We start from the raw sequence: 16,000 nt of genomic DNA, 5'->3' as shown, positions 1-16,000 counted from the left end.
GAGTATTAAGATGGTATGCGGTTTCGCCTTTAAGGAGGAAACCTTTTTACCGGCCATAGGGGCTATCGGCTTTAAACTGCCGCTCAAACTCTTCCCGGGAGCAGAGCGTGTTGATGTCCGTCAGGCGGTCCAGGGCTAGGATGCCGTCCAAGTGGTCGATTTCGTGCTGCAGGAGTTCGGCCAGGTCGTCTTCCAGGCCGGCGTGGGTTTCGTGCCAGGTGCCCTGCACGTCCTGGTAGCGCACCCGAATCCAGGGGTAGCGTACTACCTGCATAAAAATGGACAGAAACGACAGGCAGGCATCCCACACGACCATGGTTTCGGGGCTGTGGTCGATGATGCTGGGGTTGACGAGCGGCCAGACCGGGCGCCCCGGCAGACGCAGCAGAATCACGCGTTGCAACACCCCGATTTGCGGGGCGGCAATGGCCCGACCGTAGCCGGTGGTTGCGCGCCAGTGCGCCACGGTGTCGGCCAGGTCCATAACCAGGCTGGCTACTTCCGGGGCCGTGGGGTCGGCCACGGGCTGGGCTACTTGGCGCAGCACGGGGTGGCCCAGCTGCAGAATATCACGAATGGGCATGGCTTTTTGCTACTAATTAGGGCTGTCTGACGGCCTGCACCAGCCGGCGCAGCTCCGCCGCCGAATACACCCGGCCCCGGGAAATGACGGTGTGAATCTGGCGCAGGTTGCGGATATCAGCCAACGGATTCTGGTGAAGCAAGACCAAATCGGCTTCCTTGCCCACGGCAATGGTACCGGAGCGCTGGTCGGCTTTCAGAAACCGGGCGCCGTTGATAGTAGCCGCCTGCAGAGCCTGAGCCGGGGTCAGCCCGGCCTCGACCAGCAGCTCCAGCTCGCCCAGCAGCGAGGCGCCCGGGTAGACGTAGGAGTTGAACGGCCCGCTGTCGGAGCCGGCCAGCAGCGTGACGCCAGCGGCCTGCAGGGGTTGGACCAGGCTCCGAAACCGGGCCGAAAGCTGCTGGTTGAAGGCCCGCGTGGCCGCCGACTGCTGCCGGGCGCTGGCCAGGCGGCGGGCGTAGGTGGCCTGAATGTCGGGGGCAATATAGGCCAGCATCGAGTCGCGGGCGTGGTCGGTGGCGGGCAGCTCGGTCAGCAGCTTCTGGATGTAGAGCGTGGGCACCACGGCCGTGCGCCGGGCCACCAGCAGGCGGTAGGTTTGGGCGGCCACGGCCGGGTCGTAGGTGCGGTACACGGCGGGCAGCACGGCAAACAGGCCCAGGGGCTGGCTGGTTTTCAAACTGGCCTGCACGGCGGCCGTGATGCTGTCTTCGCGGTTGGAACAGGCTTTGAGCACGTAATACAGGTGCTCGGTAGCATCGAGGCCCCGCTCGGCCGCTTCGCGCAGCGTTACACTGTAGGGCATGTGGCCGGTGGTCGTCATTCCCCGCTTTTGGGCCGCGGCAATGGCGCCCAGAAAGGCGTCCCGGGAAATGGTACTTTCGTAGAGCTTCACGTAGTCGACCTGCAGCTTCTGCAGCGAATCCAGGGCGCGGTCAATCTGGGCGGGTGTTTCAATTTCCAACGAGCCCGCCCAAGTAGGTTTGGGCCCGTCGAGCTTGGGGCCGGAGGTGAAAATGCGCGGCCCGGCCAGCTCCCCGGCCGCCAGCTGCTGGCGCCACCGGAAAATGGCCGGGGTCAGGTCGCCGCCCGCGTCGCGCACGGTTGTTACGCCGTGGGCCAGGTAGAGCGGCAGCAGGTTGCGGTTGGCCGTGGTAAGGGCCTCGCCCCCACGAAAGTGCACGTGCATGTCCCACAACCCCGGAATCAGGTAGCGGCCCTGGGCGTCGAGGGTGCGCTGGGCCGGGACGGACGTAGCCCCCGTTTTGCCCAGGTGCACAATACGGCCTTCCCGGATACCAATGGTCTGGTCGGGCCGCAGGGTACCGGTTTCGACCTCTACCACGTTGGCATGGGTGATGACCAGTTCGTAGCTTTTGCCGGCGGGGCGGCCGGCACACCCGGCCAGCAATGTTCCCAGCGCACTGGCCAGGATAGTAAAGCGAAGGTTCATGCCGATGAAAAAGCAGGTGGAGGCTAAGCAGTTAGGAAAGGTAGCAGATCCGGCAGGCTTTTGCAGCAACAATGAGCCGTGGGCCGCCTTTCTACCGCCCTCACCCGCCCAGGCCCAGCAGCTCGCGCAGCCCCGGCAACACCCGCAGGCCCCGCTCCAGGTCGATATCCGCTTCCGGAGTGGCAACAGCCGCGGCCCCGCCGGCCGCCAGGCTCAGCACCTGCTGCCGCTCGGGCTGACTGAAATCGGCGAAGGAGCGGCGGAGCAAGGGCACCACCTCCTGAAAGACGGATTCTTCCAGGCCGCTTAGCCAGGCGTCGAGCAAATCAAAAAGCACCCGGTTGTGAATCAGGAGCAAACCGCTGCCGCGCAGAAAGCCTTCAATCCAGGCCGTAGCGTACTCCGTGGGCTGGGCGGGTGCCAGGGCTAAACCCAGCAGCGTGGCCGTTTCCTCGGCCCCCAGCTGCTGGCCATCGAACAACAGGCGGGTGGCGGCCCCGGCCAACAGGCCGCTGCTGGCCGGCTGCCGGGCCACACTGTGCAGGGCAGCGTACCAGTCGGCGTGCTGGGCGGCATCGGGCAGGCGGCGGATAGCCAAGTGGGCCGCCTCCAGCTGCTCGAGCAGCTGGGCCGCCGCATCGGTGTCGAGGCCGGTGGTAGCCAGGGGCAGCGAGATGCACAGACGTGGCACAAGGTGGTGCACTACCTGGGCCACCTGGGCGGTTTCGGTGCGCCGCACGTTGCCGTAGCGCAGCACATTAACCAGGGGCGGCAGGGCCGTGAGCAAGTGGGCCACGTCGCGGGTATCGGCACTCAGGGTTTCGAGGCGGGCTACCAGCAGGCCCAGGGCCGGGCCCAGGTCGGCGCGCAGGGCCTCTTCCAGCAAGGTGCTAACCTGGCTCAAGTCGGTGGCCTGCCGGGCGCGCTGCGCGGCGGCCCCGCTGGCGGCGGCCACTACGGTGTTGCCCCAGCGGCCCGCTTCGAGCAGTTGCAGCACCATTTCCGGCCGCCACTGCAGGTCCCAGACCTCGTGAAAAGTGCCGCTCTTGCCAGTTACCCGCTCCGGCTTACCCCAGCGGATGTTGAGCAGCTGCAGGCGGTGCAGCAGGTGGCTGCGGCCCAAATCCAGGTCTTTGCGCAGGTCCAGGGCCAGGGTTTTACGGGCGGCCTCGGGCTTGAGACGCCAGGTTTTCTGCTGCAGGGCCAGGTCTTGCTGCAGCGGAGAAGCGGGCAGCTCGGCGGGCACTTCGCCCAGCTTCTGCCCAATGACCAGCTGCTCGTGTACCAGGCCCAGGGCCTCGGCGTACCCGCCCCCGAAAATGCTCACGGCCGCTTCTTCCAGCTCCTCGATGCCGGGCAGGGAGAGGCCGCGCACGGCAGCCAGGGCCTCGGCCAAGCGCACGCCTTCAATGGCATGGGCGGAGGAGGCGTCGAGCTGCTGCTCGCGCAGCAAGTGGGCCGCCCGCACCATCCAGTGGGTCACGACCTGCGCGTGGGGCTGCTCAAACAGCAGCTCGTACCAGGCCGGCGACAACACCCCGGCTCCGTAGCCCGACTGCCGGGCCAGGCGTTCGTAGGTCCAGGGTACCCAGGTGGCTTCGGTGGGTACTTTCTTCAGGCCCTTGAGGCAGGCTTTGTCGTTTTTGGCGTAGCCCGGCAGGTTTTCGGCCCGCAGCACCGGCGCGTGCCAGGCCCCGCACACCACGGCCACGCGCTGGTAGCCCTGCTTGAGCGTGCTGCGCAGGGTTTCGCGCATGTAGGCCTCCCGCAGCAGAGTTTCGGCTGATTCGGGCCAGGCTAGCTCTTCGCGCAGGGCCGTCATCATCTGCAACACCACCGCGAAGGCATCGGCGTGGCCGGCACTGTGCTCGATGCGGGCTTCCCACCACCGCTCCCCATCGGTGTAGCCGTCGAGGCGGGCCAGGTAGGCAATGGGGTCGTGGCGGAACGGATCTTCTGCGGCCCCCGACTCTCCGGCCGTTTCGGCGGCGGCAGGCTCCGCCGACGCTTCCGTTTCAACGGGCAAGTCAGCCGAAGAGTCCGGCGGCGGCACCAGCTCCACGGCATCGGACAGGGCAAAGCGCAGGGCCTGGGGCAAATCGAAGCAGCGCAGGTGCGCCCCGTGCTGCTGGCACCACAAGGTGGCCTGCCACTCGGGCGAGAAGTGGGCAAAGGGCAAAAAGCTAGCCTGTTGGTGCTGCTTGGGGTTGTAGAGCAACAGGGCTACCGGGGGCTGCAGATCCGGGGTGGAAGCCAGCAGCAGGGCTTTTTCGCCATCGGCGGGACACTCCAGCAGCACCATATCGGGCTGGTACTCGTCCAGGGCTTTCAGCAGGCTGGCGGTGCTGCCGGGGCCGTGGTGGCGAATGCCGAAAAGGCGAAGGTCGGTGGGCATACAAAACGAGGCAAAGGAGGCTCAGGCAGGACGAAACAGCGGGCGGGTAAAACCTGCTGCGCTCATGTAAGGGGAAGGGAAACGCGGTTGGCTTTAATCACCTCGGCCCCGGTTGCCAGACCGACGCCGGCTTTCGCAAAGCCCCGCTGCTCACTGCGGGCAATGAGCAGCGGGCATTCGGCGGGCGAGAGAAAGTCCGGAACTTCCAGAATGGCATCGGTCAGATAGTGCAGGGTCATAGCAGAAACAAGAGCGGAACAAGGAATACGTCGCGGCTAGATAAATTCGAACAGGCCAATCAGCCGGCCTCAAATTCCAGCGGGAAGCCCGGCGGATGCGCCAGTTCCACGTCTTCAATTTGCTCATCACGCAGCAGCTCCGTGCCATTTTCGGTTTGTTCATACGCCTGCACCACGGCCGCCAGCCAGGCTGTTAGGTCGGGGAAGAGCACGGGGCGGGCTTCCCAGTCGTGCCAGTGCTTGAGCACCTGCCCGGCCCGGCCGGTGAAGGTGCCCGCCGAGTCTAGGCAGACATGGTCGCCCCCGCCGTTTTCCAGGAATGGCACCCAGCCCGGCTGCCACCAGTTGGGCACAAAATCCCCGGCTTCCAGCAGCTCCCGGTTTACGCGCATGGTTTCGGCCGCGCTGTCCAACGACTGCAGGCAATTGTTCTGCACGAAGCTTTCGAAGCCCTGCTGCCCGTTGCGCCAGCCAAACCAGAGCCGCAGCTCGGCGGGCAGCGTCAGCCCGAACTCCGCCTCGAAAGCGGCCAGCTCCGCGGCAGGGGCCGCGGGCTTGAGTGTGGCGTAGTAATCGGGCCGGCGCTGCTGCAGCAGGGTATCGAGTCGGGTTAGCAGAGCGGAAAAAGTCATAATAAACAAGAGCAATAAAAAACAAGTATCACCTAACTATAATGACTTGATTAACAAATCTTTAAATATTATGCAAAAATTGCTATTGGGATTACCTGCAAGACAGGGCCTCTAACTTCTGTCATAAACTCTACGTTTTTCAGCCCATGTTCGTCCATGTTTTGAAAGCCTGAGAACATCTGCTTTAACATTGCATCAGAAAACTTACTAAGGCTTGTTTTGCGAAGCAGATTAATGCCCTGATTATTATCCTCCTTGATTACTCGAATAGCTTTTCCTAAAACACAAAATTCACCATCTGCTATATCTGATAATGAAGGATCATTTAGATAATCTCTATCGATAGTCAGAACTGCTTTAAACTGCTCATTACCAACGCTCTCACCAACAAGATCTAGGCTGCCTTCAGATTTCAATTGTTTAATAAGGCTCTCAAATTGTTCTAGGACTTTTTTGTTGGCTTGACCGTCTGCTTTTTGCTGTTTAGTCTGCTGACCAGAGTCAGTAAAGCCGAAAGCCAGCCTAAAAAGTGAAAAATAGCTTTCTAAATTATCAATAACCGGGTTCTTCTGGAGTTTAGATTTGAAAAGAACAAAGTCTCCACTCCCAGAGTCTAAAAGGCTTTCCTTCCTAATAACCCCTTTCTGGTCCAAAGCGTTATACATCTTAGCAAACAGTGAGTTGGGTGTATGCACCTTCTGTAGTTCGGAGGTCGATTCACTTGCATCTTTCTTATGCTTGCTTCCCTCACCCTCAAGCTTTACGCCTAGAAAAGCAAAGACATTATTCAGACCGACTTCACCCCTACTCTTAAGCAGAGAGTCAGCAGTCGAAGAATCTACAGTTTTAAGAGTCTGCATTTGACTGAAGCCATCTTCAATCATAGCTAATATGTCAAATACGTACTTCTGATTCAGGTACAGAGGAATTGGATAGACCATCAATGTGCTGCGTTAAGTATATTTTCCTTCTAGAGTGCTGCGTTTTGTGAAATATGGAAGTCCTTACTCCACCACCTCCCGGCAGGCCCGGTACAGGTCCTTCCATCCGTCGCGCTCCTTGACCACCGTTTCCAGGTATTCGAGCCACACCACGCGGTCCTGCACGGGGTCTTTCACCACGGCGCCAGTGAGGCCAGCGGCCAAGTCGGCGGCCTGCAGGGTACCGTCGCCGAAGTAGGCCGCCAGGGCCAGGCCGCTGTTGAGCACCGAAATAGCCTCCCCGCTGCTGAGCGTGCCGCTGGGGCTTTTGAGCTTGGTTTTGCCGTTTTCGGTCACGCCCGAGCGCAACTCCCGGAAGATGGTCACCAGGCGGCTGATTTGCTCCAGGGCCACCGTGGTGGGTGGCAGCTGAAGGGCCCGGCCAGTTTTCTCCACCCGGCTCTGCACAATCTGCACTTCCTCGGCCACAGAGGTCGGCAAGGGCAGCACCACGGTATTAAAGCGGCGGCGCAGGGCACTGCTGAGCTCGTTCACGCCCTTGTCCCGGTCGTTGGCCGTGGCAATGACGTTGAAGCCGCGGGTGGCCTGCACCTCAGTAGCCAGCTCGGGCACCGGCAGCACCTTTTCGGAAAGCACGGTAATGAGCGTATCCTGCACGTCGGCCGGAATGCGGGTCAGTTCCTCGATGCGCACCAGGCTGCCCTCCTGCATGCCCTTGAGTAGCGGCGACGGCACCAGGGCCCCGGCCGAGGGGCCTTCGGCAATCAGGCGGGCGTAGTTCCAGGAATAGCGAATAGCATCTTCCGAAGTACCGGCCGTGCCCTGAATCAGCAAGTTGGAATGCCCGCTGATGGCTGCCGTCAGGTGCTCCGACACCCAGCTTTTGGCCGTGCCCGGTACGCCGAGCAAGAGCAGGGCACGGTCGGTGGCCAGGGTGGCTACGGCAATTTCCATCAGCCGCCGCTGCCCGATGTACTTGGGCTCAATTTCAAAGCCGTTATTCAGGGTGCCGCCGAGCAGGTAGGTCACCACGGCCCAGGGCGAGAGGTGCCAGCCCGGGGGCTTGGGCCGGTCGTCGGCCGCGGCCAGAGCGGCAAGTTCTTCGGCGTATTGCACCTCGGCATGAGGCCGCAGAATGTCGGAAGCAGGAGTCAAAGCCATAGAAAAGTTGAAAGCGGAAGCGTAAACAGAACGTGGGAACGACAAGCTAGCGGCTTAGGCGGAGCTTGGGAAGAATTTTTGCGAGGGGCAGTGGCCCTACGACAGTCAGCGGAGCTTGCCAGAGGTTTTTGTCTCGAAGTGAGGGCAATAGCCAACCGATAAACCGCCCTTGGCCGGATCGGGCCAGCATATCAGCCGCCGCTTGCATCGGGGGGCTCGGTCAGGGTGGCGGCTAGCTGCTGCCGAAAGTGGAGCGTATCGAGCAGGCGGTTCAGGCTGCTGTGCAAGTACGACACGGTGCCCAGCAGGGGCTGCAAGGAGGCTGCGCACAGTTCGTACTGCGCGGCCGGCACGGTGCGGGTCATGTAGTCCAGCAGCTGGCTGGCGGGGTAATACAGGCGGTGGAGCTGTTCGGGGCGGCGCAGGGAGTCGGCCAGCAGCTCTACCACGCGGCGGGTCAGCGGGGCCGGCCAGGGCGCGGGCACCAGCTGCAGCAGCGGCAGCCAGCTCACCCCCGGGGCCAGCTGGGGTGTGGCATTCAGCAAGGGCAGCACCAGCTCCGTCAGGCGCGCGGGCGTCAGTAGGTGGGCCAGCGCCGGCAGCGGCAGCGCGGGGGGCTGCTGGCGGGGCTGCTCGTAATACCATTCCAGCAGGGCCGTAGCCCAGGCAGCGTCCTGGTGTAGAATGGCCGCTTCGGCCCAGGCCGGCAGCAGCACTTTTACCCACTCGGTACCCGCGGCCAGGTCCAGGATGCCGGCCGGCTTCAGGTTCCAGTGCGCGGCCCAGCGCTGAGGGGGCAGCAGAGCCAGTAGCTGCCCCAGCCAAGCCGCTTTTTCGCCCTCAAAACGGCCGTCTTTTTGCTCGATGCCGTCGGCCAGCCAGCTCTTGTCCCAGGCCTCGGGCAGGGTCACGACCAGCTTTTTGCTGAGCAAGGTGCGCTTCAGCGTTAGCAGCGGCGCGGTGCGCAGCCACAGGCGCTGGGCCAGGGCACTGCCGGGCAGGCGCCCGAGCAAGGGCAGCACCGTCTGGCGCACTTCTTTGCTTTTGGAAGCCAGGTACTGGAGCAGCAGCGCTTCATCATCCGGACCCAGGTTTTCGGCCAGCACTTCCAGGAGTTGGGCCTGGTTTTTAGCCGGTTCCTGGGGCAGGGCCGCCGCAAGCAGCTCCCGGGCCCGGGCCGGGTCGGTGCGGCGCAACTCAGCCAGCCACCGACTCCGCTGCCGCGGGGTGCCGGTTTCCCAGACGGTTTCATCGGCCGAGTCGGGCAGGGCCGCAAGCAGGGGCTGCCACTGCGGATTCAGGGCCGCCAGCCACCGGCCCCGCTCCCCCAGCACCGGGCCGGCCACCGCGTGCAGCTCGGGACGGGAACGGACGTATTCGAGCAAGGAGACCAGCAGTTCCGCCGGCACCCGGCGCCCATGCTGCCCCAGCTGCTGCAGGTACTCGGGCAGCAAATCGGCGTGGGTGCCTTCCAGCAGCAGGTGCAGGTATTGCCGCCCGCCCGGCCCGAGTGTAGTTTGTACTTCAGTACTAGGCGGTGGGCTGGGGCTCAGCACGGCCGCCGGCCCAATGGGGGGCTGATAACCCGCTTTGCGTACCAGGGCCAGGGCACCGCCCACGAGTAACACTTGCCGTTCCCGTTCGCCGCCGGCCACGGGCTGGTCCGGAGTTCCCAAGCCGGGAAGCGCCGGAACCGGCTCGGGCGTTTGGCTGGTACCCAGCAGAGCAATGCGCGTTAGTTGGCCCCAGGCCTGATGTAGGTTGGTCATAGCTCAGCAGGAAACGGCCGGGACGGAAGCAACCGAATACGTCAGTGGGCGAAGGCTGCGGCCGTTCCACTCCCCAAACAGGTACAGGGGCTGGCCCCCGCCCACGGCCAGCATCTGCCACCCTTCCAGCGCGGTGCACTGCAAGCGGAGCTGTTGTCCGGTGGGCGCGTGCTGCACAGCCCAGGTTTCATCGGGCAGCAGCACCGGCACCACGTCCCGCAATTGAGCCGGCCACTCCCGCAGCCAGGGGTTCCGGCTCAGGGCCGCCGCGTACTGCTCCAGCAGCGCGGGCAGTGGCAGCGCTGCCTGTGCCACTCTCGCTCTTATTCCCTGAAACGTCAGCGGCCCGGGTACGGCACGTAAGGGCTGCAAACCGGGGTAGTATACAACGCTTCCCGCATAGCTGCCTTCGGGTACCAGGGCCGTAGCAAACGGCTGCCCGCCAAAGGCAAATTCCAGCACCAGGGCATACCGCTGCGTGGTCTGTCCCCACAGCCAGGTCCGACGGGCCGTCAGGCGTTCCTCTTCCCAGCTGATTTGCCCCAGCACCCGCCAAGTATCGGCCACGGCCGGCTGCTGGGCCAGCAATTCTTCTTTTTTAATGCTTACCCCCAACAATTGCCGCACTTCCTGCCGGGCCGCTTCCGAGAGCTGGGGCAGATTGCGAAATGCGCCGAGCAGCAGATACAGCTCCCCCAGGCGCGCCAGCAGTAGTTCGGGCCAGTTGGCCGCCACGTAGCGCAGCCCCGCCAGTTCGCGCACTACGGCAGCCAGCCCCGGCAGCTGTCCATCCACGAGGCGGGCGGCCTGTTGCTCCCAGAAGGCGGCGGGCTGCTTGTCGAGGCTAGCCAGACCGTTGCGGATGATGTCGAGCAGCCAGATTTCCAGTTCTTCGGCACTGCGCTGCATCCGCTCCAGGCGCTGAGCTTCCCGCTTCTGCCGGGCCGCCGGGTCGGGGGCTTCCCCTGGAGGCGTTTCTTTAGCGGCCTGCCCCTGCTGCCGCGTTTGGCGCTTGCTCAGCCACTCGGCTAGCCAGCTGGGCGGCCCGGCTGGCGGCGGCAACTGCGGCTGCCGGGCTAGCAGCAGCAGCAGCCCCGCACCGTGTTTGCAGGGAAATACCCGGCTCGGGCACGAGCATTTAAAGGCCGGCTCCAGCAAATCAATACCAGTTTGGTAGGGTTTGGACCCACTGCCGGCGCACTCGCCCCACACGGCAGTGGGCGTCTGGCCTAGCTTGCTCCACTTGGCAGGCGTGGCCAGCTCCTGCCCGCGCTTCAGCGTTCCGGCGTCGGTGACCAAGGCCCGCACCTGCTCTTCCGTCCAGGTCACTTACTTAAGTTTATACGTCTTGAATTGGCAGCTCATAGCTACGCGGCAAAGTAGCGGTTCGGACCGTAAATACCGCATTGCCCGGACCTGCACTTTAGGGCGCTGGGTATTTTGTTTTCTCTTGCGTACCTAGCAACTCTTATATACTTGCCTTGCGCACTTATGCATTTCTCTGTTACGCCTGCCCTTGCGCCGGTATTGCGCGTGGCGCGGCCCACTAATAATATTGCAGCCCTGCGGGCCTTTTATCAAGATGGACTGGGCTTTGAGCTATTAGCCGAATTTGAAAACCATAACGGGTTCGACGGTATTATTCTGGGGCACCGTCAGTGGCCGTACCACTTCGAATTTACGCACCAGCGGGGGCATCGGGTGCCGCCTGCCCCAAGCCAGGATAATTTGCTGGTTTTCTATTTTCCGGATGCGGCCGCGTGGCAACAGCAAATCACGCAGCTACTCCACCAAGGTTATGCTCCTCTGCCGTCGTATAACCCGTATTGGGATACGCAGGGAAAAACATTTGCGGATGCGGATGGCTACCGTATTGTTTTGCAACAAAGTCAGTGGAAGCTTTAGCTCTGACTTGCCCTGCGGCCTTTGTCCAACATCTTCCCGAGCAGCACCACGTTGCTTATTGTTATTAATTGAGCCCAAAAAAGCCCCTGCTAGCAGGGGCTTTTTGGCTATGTAAAACCAGGAAAATACTTTTCTTGGCAGAACCTACTCCGTGGCAGCAGCCTTGGGTTTACGGCCGCGCTTGGCGCCATTGGGGTTGGTAGCACGAGGCTTACGCACCTTTGCAGCAGGCTGATAATCATCGGATAACACCGTTTCCATATCGGTTACCGCCTGATTCAGAGCGTTGATTGCGGAGGAAACGCTGCGTAGAGCTTTGCGCAAATCCTTCTTAACGACTTCGCTGCTTTTAGCGGCCTTGAGAACCTCTTCGAATTGGCTGAAATCTAATGCCATGCTGAAGTTTTTTTGGGTGAATGAATATAAAATTGTTCATCACTACGTGACTATGGCGCAAACGTAACATATTCATTTTCGTTTTCAATTAATTCAGCTAACCTTTTTCGAGCCCGACACTAGTAAATTAAGTAGCTAGGCTAATTTAAGCACTAACCGGACGACTAATGATTGCTACAGGCCCTAACTCTTATTTTTGAAAAACAGTAGGCAACAGGCCAGCTTGTTATAGTAGCCCGTTGCAAAACCTGTATTAACAAGTCTTTAGCTAACATACTCTTTTAGCAACCGGAATATAACCTATTGCTACCCCAGCTTCTGATTACTAAAATCCAACGAATTTCAGTTGCGAAGTCAGCGGCTAGCTAGCGGCCTACTTTACGTGGGCACCGCAATTTATTTTATGCGTACCGATGAAGACCGAATCAGCAAATCTGGCTGTAGCACGATGCGGCGCGGAGAAAACAGTGCGCTGCGCTCTTCCAGCATTTCCAAAAAAAGCCGGACTGCGGCCTGCCCCATCTGCTCGCAACGCTGATCGACTGAAGTCAGCATGGGCTCGGTCAGGGAGGTAAACGTTTCGTTGCTGAAGCCGGCCAGGGCCATATCGTTAGGAGCGCGCAGGTTATGACGCTTCAGTTCCTGCAGGGCTCCCACGATAGAAAAGTCGCTGGCGGAGAAGATGGCGTCGGGGCGTTTTTTTAGCGCCAGCATCCGCTGCATGCCCGTCACCCCGTCCTCCTGGGTCATGTCGGAGTAGTATAAAAGCTCCTCCTCAAGGGGCAAGCCCGCTTCCAGCAGCGCGTCGATATAGCCCTGGCGACGATTCTTATAGATATTCAGATGCTGCGGGCCGCCGAAGTGCGCAATGCGCCGACACCCTTGCGCCAACAGGTGCTTGGTCGACTGGTAGCCGCCTTCCCGGTCGTCAATTACCACAGCACTAACATCGAGCCCATCGAGCACCCGATCAAAGAAAACCAGTGGAATCTCCTGCTTACGAACCTTATCGAAATGCTTGAAGTCAAGGGTGTTGCGAGCCAGAGAAACAAGAATTCCCTCTACTTGAGCACTGAGCATTGATTCAATATTTTTCTGCTCGTGCCGGACATCCTCATTCGATTGGCAGATCATCACATTGAACCCGGCTTTTGTGGCCACCGTCTCAATGCCTTTTACGACCAGCGTAAAGAAATGCCCATCAATGTGGGGCACAATTACGCCCAGTAAGTTACTGCGGCCTTTGCGCAGGCCCGCGGCCATATGGTTGGGCTGGTAATGAAGCTCCTTGGCCAGCTGCCGCACTTTTTTCTTGGTCGCGGTACTGATGGTAGGATGGTCGCTAAGGGCCCGGGAAACGGTTGATACCGAAATACCCAGCTGTTTAGCTAGATCCGAGATAGAAGCTTTTGCACGCGCCAAGACAGTGTCGAATTAAGAGTGAGAGATGCCTTTACTTTCTGGGAAGGCGTGCCCTTTACGCAATTTGCGCAAAAAGCAACGCAAACTTTGCGGAAAATTTGCGTTTGCACGAGCCTGTAGTCTTGCACCGCAGGTGGTTTTTCCTGGCTTATTGAGGAAAGGGCTGGGGCGTGTAGGTTGGGCCTTGGCAGCGCGGGCCTTGCCCGGTCCAGAGCAGCTTATCAATGCATAATTGGCGCTCGGTCATGGCTTTGTTCCACGCATGATACACCAAGTGCTCCGTTTTACCATCGGGCCCGAGTACATGAGAATGGTGGCCTGGCCCGCGCACGTGGCCTGCCACGGCACCCAGCACCCGGGGGCCTTTGTCTGCCCCCGCATCCGAGTAAGGCCCCAGCACCGAATCAGCCACGCAGTAATCGACTCCGTAGCGTGGGGTGAGAAAGTTGGCTCCGCTGTAAAAACAGTAGTACTTGCCCTTATGCTTGCGCACGAAGGGGCCTTCTAAAGTATGCCACTCGGCAAAGGTCTGGTTGTCATAGAGCGGCATGGTGCGGTTTTTCTCGAACACCGTCCAGTCGTGGCGGGCCCGCATTACCGTGCGGCTTTCCCCAGCCAAGCGGGTCATATCCACCAGCCGGTCGACGACCAGGCCGGTACCCGGCCGGTAGCCTTGGTCGGAGTCAGTAAAGTCGCGGGCATAAAACAGGTACCATTGCCCGTCGCTGTCCTGAAACGGGTGCGCATCGATTGTGAACTTGCTACCGGGTACATCCAGCAGGGCTGCCTGGGTATAAGGTCCCTGAGGAGTTTTGCTGGTGGCTACGTGCAGCCGGTGGCCTACGGAGGCCCCAATGGCACCTCCACCCATAGAATAATACAGGTAGAACGTGCCCTGGTGATACATCACTTCCGGGGCCCAGAACTCGGCCCCGGCAGCGCCTTCGGGCGGGGTGAGTGCGCCCCCAGCCGGCTGCCAGTCAACCAAATCAGAGGAGGTAAGCACCGTGAAGATGCGGCCGTCGGGGGTGCGGGCCTGCCCGGTAGTGCCAAAAGCATAGTAGCGCCCCTGGTGGCGCAGCACGAACGGGTCGGGAAACTGGCCGGTATACACCGGGTTGGTGTAGGTGCGGGCCGCAGCCCGGGCTAGGGCTTGGTTCTGCAGGGCCAGGGTGGCTAAGCCCGCAGCAGCCTGCTGCAGAAAATGACGACGGGATGGCATAAGCGAAAAGTATGGGTGAGGTATGGGCCAGAATGAGAAGCAAACGGAGAGTAATAGACTGTTTTTCAAATTGATACAATCCCCCTAGGCCGATTCAAGCAGCACTGGCCGGCGGCGGCCGCCAGAGCCCTGAGGCAAGCTGGTAACAAGCATAAGAAAAATTATGCAAACGTTTGCGGGTATAACACCGTAAGCTCAGCTACTATTTTGTTCCTTGTCCTGCGAAAACCAGCCCGAATAGGGACTTAACTCAGTAAAATTAAGCTTCTGCCCAACATGGAAATCGGACTGGATATTTCACGAACAGGCACTTACCGTAAATATTCCGCTGTGTCTCCGAGATTCCCTAGTGGCCCAGGCTAGCATCCACTACCCAGGTTATTGGCCACACAAACGTTTGCCGGCTAATACTGATAATGCTGCCCCTTATCTTCCGACTCATGAAAAAACTGCTACTCATCCTGCTGGTCCTGACTTCTACCCAGGGTTCTTATGCGCAGAAAACCAAAGTAAAAACCAAGGGCATAGGCGGGGCCGTGGCGGTTCTGGCGGATCAGCGCTGGCCAGCCGAAAAAGCCCAGGCCTGGTACCGGGCTCACCCCTGGATCAGTGGGGCCAATTTTACGCCCAGTACGGCTATTAACCAGCTGGAAATGTGGCAGGCCGCCACCTTTGACCCGACTACCATCGACCGGGAACTGGGCTACGCAGCCGGCATTGGCTTTAATACCATGCGCGTTTTTCTGCACAGCCTGGCTTGGCAACAGGATCCGCAAGGGTTTAAGGAGCGGATCAATGCGTACCTGGCCCTGGCCGACAAGCACCGCATTCAGACCATGTTCGTCTTTTTCGACGACTGCTGGAACAAGGAAGCCAACACCGGGACTCAGCCCCTGCCCAAGCCGGGTATTCATAATTCGGGCTGGCTGCAGGACCCGGGCGACCCTGCCTCGCGCGATTCGCTCACGTTTAGCAAGTTAAAGCCGTACGTGCAGGATATACTCACCACGTTCAAGCACGATAAACGAGTATTACTCTGGGATTTGTATAACGAACCCGGCAACAGTGGCAAGCTAATGGCCTCCCTCCCGCTGCTGCGTAACGTATTCGCCTGGGCACGGGCTGTCAATCCGGATCAGCCGCTAAGCGTAGGGCTCTGGGCCTGGGATTTTCAGGCGCTGAACACGTATCAGGCGCTGCACTCCGATATCATTACCTACCACAGCTACGACGACGTGGCCACGCACCAGCGCCTTATCGAGTTGCTCGAAACGCACGGCCGCCCTTTGATTTGCACCGAGTACATGGCCCGGCCCCGCAACTCCCGCTTCGCGACCATCATGCCGCTGCTTAACAAGCAAAATGTGGGCGCCATTAATTGGGGACTGGTTGACGGTAAGACCAACACCAAATACCAGTGGGATACCCCCTTGCCGGATGGCAGTGAGCCCACCGAGTGGTTTCATGAGGTCTTCCGGCGCGATGGAACTCCCTACCGGGCCGACGAAGCAGAACTAATCCGGAAACTGAATGGCCGGCAACCAGCAAGTAAGACACCCTAAGATTCTACTTCATAGCACTTTAACCCGTACATCACCCGTCGTTAACCCGTTCACCAGCCGGGGTGCATGCGCAAGCATCATGCAAACGTTTGCAAACCGATACCCACCGCTTGGCTGTACCGCCAGACGGAACAGCCGCCCCCTTGGTGGCAGTTAGCAAGCTCGGCAATAGAAATCTATTGCAAATACTTTATATTATTTCTTGACATTTCTTCGCTTTGTCTCTAACGTTACGCAGAACGCGGTACAATTTCGCCTGGTCAGCCACGCGCCCCAGCACGCTACGCCATGGGGTAGCGCCGGGTAATGTGTCCTTTTAG

General features: G+C 60.3%; 14 protein-coding genes. 2 read left to right on the top strand and 12 right to left on the bottom strand.

All coding sequences use genetic code 11. The annotated features are described in order from the left end of the window. Nucleotides 1–46: 46 nt before the first annotated feature. The 9 genes from E5K02_RS03605 to E5K02_RS03570 all read right to left on the bottom strand — a co-directional run bounded on the left by E5K02_RS03605 (nucleotide 47) and on the right by E5K02_RS03570 (nucleotide 10,502). Nucleotides 47–583, bottom strand: coding sequence for a peptide deformylase (locus E5K02_RS03605; protein ID WP_135392155.1), 537 nt, complete (start codon nucleotides 581–583; stop codon nucleotides 47–49). 16 nt (nucleotides 584–599) lie between these two features. Then, complete coding sequence (locus E5K02_RS03600) at nucleotides 600–2,036, bottom strand: amidohydrolase family protein (protein WP_135392153.1); 1,437 nt, start codon at nucleotides 2,034–2,036, stop codon at nucleotides 600–602. Nucleotides 2,037–2,136: 100 nt separating this feature from the next. Continuing rightward, nucleotides 2,137–4,431: a DUF5682 family protein gene (locus tag E5K02_RS03595; protein ID WP_135392151.1), complete on the bottom strand. Its 2,295-nt coding sequence runs from the start codon at nucleotides 4,429–4,431 to the stop codon at nucleotides 2,137–2,139. Nucleotides 4,432–4,493: 62 nt separating this feature from the next. Next, nucleotides 4,494–4,670 (bottom strand): hypothetical protein, encoded by a 177-nt coding sequence (locus tag E5K02_RS25445; RefSeq protein WP_167856274.1) that lies wholly within the window; start codon nucleotides 4,668–4,670, stop codon nucleotides 4,494–4,496. A gap of 59 nt (nucleotides 4,671–4,729) precedes the next feature. After that, nucleotides 4,730–5,302 (bottom strand): SMI1/KNR4 family protein, encoded by a 573-nt coding sequence (locus tag E5K02_RS03590; RefSeq protein ID WP_135392149.1) that lies wholly within the window; start codon nucleotides 5,300–5,302, stop codon nucleotides 4,730–4,732. 68 nt (nucleotides 5,303–5,370) lie between these two features. Continuing rightward, complete coding sequence (locus E5K02_RS03585; protein ID WP_449404996.1) at nucleotides 5,371–6,243, bottom strand: DUF6414 family protein; 873 nt, start codon at nucleotides 6,241–6,243, stop codon at nucleotides 5,371–5,373. 63 nt (nucleotides 6,244–6,306) lie between these two features. Then, nucleotides 6,307–7,404 carry an ATP-binding protein gene (locus E5K02_RS03580; protein WP_135392145.1) on the bottom strand — a complete coding sequence of 366 codons (1,098 nt, stop codon included), beginning with the start codon at nucleotides 7,402–7,404 and terminating at the stop codon, nucleotides 6,307–6,309. 191 nt (nucleotides 7,405–7,595) lie between these two features. Next, nucleotides 7,596–9,173: a DUF5691 domain-containing protein gene (locus tag E5K02_RS03575; RefSeq protein ID WP_135392143.1), complete on the bottom strand. Its 1,578-nt coding sequence runs from the start codon at nucleotides 9,171–9,173 to the stop codon at nucleotides 7,596–7,598. A gap of 3 nt (nucleotides 9,174–9,176) precedes the next feature. Then, complete coding sequence (locus E5K02_RS03570; RefSeq protein WP_135392141.1) at nucleotides 9,177–10,502, bottom strand: SWIM zinc finger family protein; 1,326 nt, start codon at nucleotides 10,500–10,502, stop codon at nucleotides 9,177–9,179. A 162-nt stretch (nucleotides 10,503–10,664) separates the two neighbouring features. Between E5K02_RS03570 and E5K02_RS03565 the strand changes: the two genes are divergently transcribed. Further along, a complete protein-coding gene (locus tag E5K02_RS03565; protein WP_135392139.1) occupies nucleotides 10,665–11,078 on the top strand; it encodes a VOC family protein in 414 nt (137 codons plus the stop codon). 144 nt (nucleotides 11,079–11,222) lie between these two features. Here E5K02_RS03565 and E5K02_RS03560 read toward each other — a convergent pair whose 3' ends face one another. The 3 genes from E5K02_RS03560 to E5K02_RS03550 form a co-directional block, all read right to left on the bottom strand. Further along, nucleotides 11,223–11,474: a hypothetical protein gene (locus tag E5K02_RS03560; protein WP_135392137.1), complete on the bottom strand. Its 252-nt coding sequence runs from the start codon at nucleotides 11,472–11,474 to the stop codon at nucleotides 11,223–11,225. Between the two features lie 396 nt (nucleotides 11,475–11,870). Then, nucleotides 11,871–12,896: a LacI family DNA-binding transcriptional regulator gene (locus E5K02_RS03555; RefSeq protein ID WP_135392135.1), complete on the bottom strand. Its 1,026-nt coding sequence runs from the start codon at nucleotides 12,894–12,896 to the stop codon at nucleotides 11,871–11,873. A 148-nt stretch (nucleotides 12,897–13,044) separates the two neighbouring features. Continuing rightward, nucleotides 13,045–14,118, bottom strand: a complete 1,074-nt coding sequence (locus E5K02_RS03550) for a glycoside hydrolase family 43 protein (protein ID WP_135392133.1) — start codon at nucleotides 14,116–14,118, stop codon at nucleotides 13,045–13,047. A 440-nt stretch (nucleotides 14,119–14,558) separates the two neighbouring features. On the opposite strand from E5K02_RS03550, the gene E5K02_RS03545 reads away from it, so the two are divergent. Next, nucleotides 14,559–15,680: a cellulase family glycosylhydrolase gene (locus E5K02_RS03545; protein WP_206025920.1), complete on the top strand. Its 1,122-nt coding sequence runs from the start codon at nucleotides 14,559–14,561 to the stop codon at nucleotides 15,678–15,680. The last annotated feature ends 320 nt before the right edge of the window (nucleotides 15,681–16,000 follow it).

The sequence above is a fragment of the Hymenobacter metallicola genome, assembly GCF_004745645.1.
GTDB lineage: Bacteria > Bacteroidota > Bacteroidia > Cytophagales > Hymenobacteraceae > Hymenobacter > Hymenobacter metallicola.
Note: the sequence above shows the minus strand (reverse complement) of the source record. Positions and strands in the feature narration are given on the sequence as shown.

Coding starts and splice junctions, on each gene's coding strand:
- E5K02_RS03580 (WP_135392145.1), bottom strand. CDS start 7,404: ATGGCTTTGACTCCTGCTTCCGACATTCTGCGGCCTCATGCCGAGGTG.
- E5K02_RS03600 (WP_135392153.1), bottom strand. CDS start 2,036: ATGAACCTTCGCTTTACTATCCTGGCCAGTGCGCTGGGAACATTGCTG.
- E5K02_RS03575 (WP_135392143.1), bottom strand. CDS start 9,173: ATGACCAACCTACATCAGGCCTGGGGCCAACTAACGCGCATTGCTCTG.
- E5K02_RS03585 (WP_449404996.1), bottom strand. CDS start 6,243: ATGGTCTATCCAATTCCTCTGTACCTGAATCAGAAGTACGTATTTGAC.
- E5K02_RS03595 (WP_135392151.1), bottom strand. CDS start 4,431: ATGCCCACCGACCTTCGCCTTTTCGGCATTCGCCACCACGGCCCCGGC.
- E5K02_RS03565 (WP_135392139.1), top strand. CDS start 10,665: ATGCATTTCTCTGTTACGCCTGCCCTTGCGCCGGTATTGCGCGTGGCG.
- E5K02_RS25445 (WP_167856274.1), bottom strand. CDS start 4,670: ATGACCCTGCACTATCTGACCGATGCCATTCTGGAAGTTCCGGACTTT.
- E5K02_RS03605 (WP_135392155.1), bottom strand. CDS start 583: ATGCCCATTCGTGATATTCTGCAGCTGGGCCACCCCGTGCTGCGCCAA.
- E5K02_RS03545 (WP_206025920.1), top strand. CDS start 14,559: ATGAAAAAACTGCTACTCATCCTGCTGGTCCTGACTTCTACCCAGGGT.
- E5K02_RS03550 (WP_135392133.1), bottom strand. CDS start 14,118: ATGCCATCCCGTCGTCATTTTCTGCAGCAGGCTGCTGCGGGCTTAGCC.
- E5K02_RS03560 (WP_135392137.1), bottom strand. CDS start 11,474: ATGGCATTAGATTTCAGCCAATTCGAAGAGGTTCTCAAGGCCGCTAAA.
- E5K02_RS03590 (WP_135392149.1), bottom strand. CDS start 5,302: ATGACTTTTTCCGCTCTGCTAACCCGACTCGATACCCTGCTGCAGCAG.